This is a genomic window from candidate division KSB1 bacterium, from assembly GCA_022562085.1.
Classification (GTDB): Bacteria; Zhuqueibacterota; Zhuqueibacteria; order Oceanimicrobiales; family Oceanimicrobiaceae; genus Oceanimicrobium.
In genome coordinates this window covers 1-3,012 of the sequence record JADFPY010000444.1, presented here as the reverse complement: position 1 = coordinate 3,012, position 3,012 = coordinate 1, and the positions used below count along the sequence as shown (strand labels likewise).

Below are 3,012 nucleotides of genomic sequence, written 5' to 3'. Positions count from 1 at the left end.
ACCTTCAAAGGCATCGTCGGCACGTCGGTTTTTAAAACTTTTTGTCTGGAGATCGGGAGTACCGGCTTAAATTCGACACAGGCAAAAGAATTTGGATTTGATGCCGGATTTACAACGATTACTGAAAATTCCAAAGCGGGCTATTATTCGGGAGTTAAGCCTATCACGATCAGCGTTGTTTTTGACAAACGCAGCAAACGGTTGTTAGGCGCGCAGATGGTAGGGGAGGAAGGGGTGAGTAAACGCATCGATATTTTTGCCACCGCCTTGACAAGCAAGTTAACCCTGAATGAAATCGCTTATTTAGATTTAAGTTACGCTCCCCCATTTGCACCGGTCTGGGACCCGGTCCTGGTAGCGGTGAATGCTGCAAAAAGCAAACTTTGAACAGCTTCGAGGCACTGAATGAAAAAAATTCTCATCACCGGCGTCAATGGTCAAATCGGCAGCGAGCTTAGTGAAAAGATAGGAGCCTTAGTTGGGTTGGAGAATATAGTTGGCCTCGACCTAAGACCGGCAACGCCTCCTTACCGCGTCGTTCATGAAACTGTTGATATGATGAAGAAAGAGGCGGTTCGTCAGGTGATTGAAAAATATGAGATCGATACCATCTTTCATCTAGCTTCTTTGCTTTCTGCTCGCGGTGAGATGAATCCGGATCAGACCTGGGAAGTCAACATGACCGGCCTGAAAAACGTTCTCGATTTAAGCAGAGGTAAAAATATCAAAGTGTTTTGGCCGAGCTCAATTGCCGTGTTTGGCCCGACTTCACCAAAAGAAAACACGCCTCAGAATACAGTGGTCGACCCAGATACTATGTACGGAATCACCAAACGTGCCGGTGAATTGCTCTGCCAGTACTACGCCGGAAAATTCCATGTCGATGTGCGCAGTGTGCGCTACCCGGGAATTATCAGCTACAAAACCGAACCAGGCGGCGGCACCACCGATTATGCTGTTGAAATTTTTTATGAGGCGATTAGAAATAAAATCTACACTTGTTTTGTCGGTGGGGAAACCTGTTTGCCCATGATGTACATGGATGACGCCGTTCGCTCAGCGATTGAAATTATGCAAGCCGATTCTGAGCAAATCAAAATCCGCTCGAGCTATAATCTGGCAGCAGTTAGTTTTACTGTAGAGGAATTGGCCGCTGAAATTAAGAAAAGCGTCCCGGAATTCAAGTGTAATTATGCCCCGGATTTCCGGCAGGAGATTGCCAATTCCTGGCCAAAGACCATAGATGATTCGTGTGCAAGAAACGATTGGAATTGGCAGCATGAGTTTGATTTAGCTGGAATTACGAAAGTGATGTTGGAGAAACTGCGGGAAAAGCTGAAATTATAAGTGTTTAGGTGCTCGAGTGTTCAGGTGTTAAAGTGATCGCGTTTTTTCGGCGGGTCCAAATTAGACTTTAACACTTTAAAACGTTAACACTCAAGCACTTTAATATGGAGGAATGAAATGGCGAATTTGAGTTTTCTCGATGACGAATTAAATCAATTAAAAGAACAAGGTTTGTTTAATACCATTCGAACGATTGGCAGTGCCCAGGACGCCTGGATTCAAGTGGACGGCAAGAAAGTGCTGAACATGTGCGCCAACAATTATTTGGGCTTCGCCAATCATTCTGAGTTAAAAAACGCGGCCAGGCAAGCCATTGAAGATTACGGCGTTGGTCCCGCCGCAGTGCGCAGCATTGCCGGCACGATGACCTTGCACAATGAATTAGAAGAAAAGCTGGCCAAATTTAAAAACGTTGAAGCGGCGATTTCCTTTCAATCGGGGTTTAATGCAAATCTGGCGACCGTGCCAACACTCATGGCAGCCGACGATGTGATTTTTTCAGATGAGCTGAATCATGCCAGCATTATCGACGCCTGCAGGCTGTCAAAAGCAAAAACCGTTCGCTGGGGTCATTGTGACGCCCAATCTTTGGCGGAACAGCTAAAAGCTTATTCGGATGCACGCCGCAAATTGGTCATAACCGATGGCGTGTTCAGCATGGACGGAGATATCGCGCCGCTTCCTGAGATAGTTGAGGTCGCGCAAAAATATGACGCCATGGTTATGGTTGACGACGCCCACGGTGAAGGTGTTCTCGGAAATTCAGGCCGTGGGATTGCAAATCACTTTGGGCTGGATGGTGTTGTTGACATCGAAATCGGTACAATGTCCAAAGCTTTTGGCGTAGTTGGCGGGTATGTTGCCGGCAAAAAGAAAATCGTGGATTTTTTGCGACAGCGGGCAAGACCATTTTTGTTCTCAAGCGCAGCACCCCCGGCAGATGTCGCTTCCTGTATCAAAGCGGTTGATATTTTAACCGAATCAGGGGATTTGGTTGAAAAGCTCTGGGATAATACAAAATATTTTCAGGATAAGCTGCGGGAGTTAGGATTTGATCTTGGCGTGACCGTAACCCCGATTACTCCGGTCATGGTTGGCGAGGCGAAAAAAGCTCAGAACTTCAGCAAATCACTTTTTGAAAACGGCATTTTTGGCATGGCGATCAGCTTTCCAACCGTGCCAAAAGGGAAAGACCGCATCCGATTGATGAATTCAGCGACTCACTCGAAGGAGGATCTGGATTTTGCAGTTGGAGTATTTGAAAAAGTCGGTAAGCAAATAGGAATTATTTAATCTAACCCGGACAAACCCCGTAGGATAACTATCCAACGGGGCAAACCGGAACCAAAAAAGTCAAAATAATTTCTTAACCTTGGATAATTCAAATCGCTCTTATTGTGGCAGAATGATTAACTTTTAATACGAATGAACTATTTGAAAAAATGAAAAAATTATTTCCACCGAAATGCGCCGAACGCACCGAAATTCACCGAATTAGTAGTTATGACTTTAGGACTGTAGTTATTTGCATCGCATCTCATTTTCTGGTCATCTCCGGCTTCACTTTCTTCTTTTTAATAATAATCGCCGGAACCGCGCTTTCTGCAACCAGCTTGTTAAAAGCCGGCAGGTCGGCGTCAAGAATTGTCTGCAGTTTTGCCAATT

General features: G+C 45.4%; 3 protein-coding genes. All 3 read left to right on the top strand.

Translation table 11 applies throughout. The annotated features are described in order from the left end of the window. Positions 1-387: hypothetical protein (locus IH879_21980; GenBank protein MCH7677596.1), on the top strand; the 387-nt coding region annotated here is incomplete at its 5' end. A gap of 18 nt (positions 388-405) precedes the next feature. After that, positions 406-1,347, top strand: coding sequence for an NAD-dependent epimerase/dehydratase family protein (locus IH879_21975; GenBank protein ID MCH7677595.1), 942 nt, complete (start codon positions 406-408; stop codon positions 1,345-1,347). Positions 1,348-1,464: 117 nt separating this feature from the next. After that, positions 1,465-2,640: a glycine C-acetyltransferase gene (locus IH879_21970; GenBank protein ID MCH7677594.1), complete on the top strand. Its 1,176-nt coding sequence runs from the start codon at positions 1,465-1,467 to the stop codon at positions 2,638-2,640. Positions 2,641-3,012 lie beyond the last annotated feature (372 nt).

Coding starts and splice junctions, on each gene's coding strand:
- IH879_21970 (MCH7677594.1), top strand. CDS start 1,465: ATGGCGAATTTGAGTTTTCTCGATGACGAATTAAATCAATTAAAAGAA.
- IH879_21975 (MCH7677595.1), top strand. CDS start 406: ATGAAAAAAATTCTCATCACCGGCGTCAATGGTCAAATCGGCAGCGAG.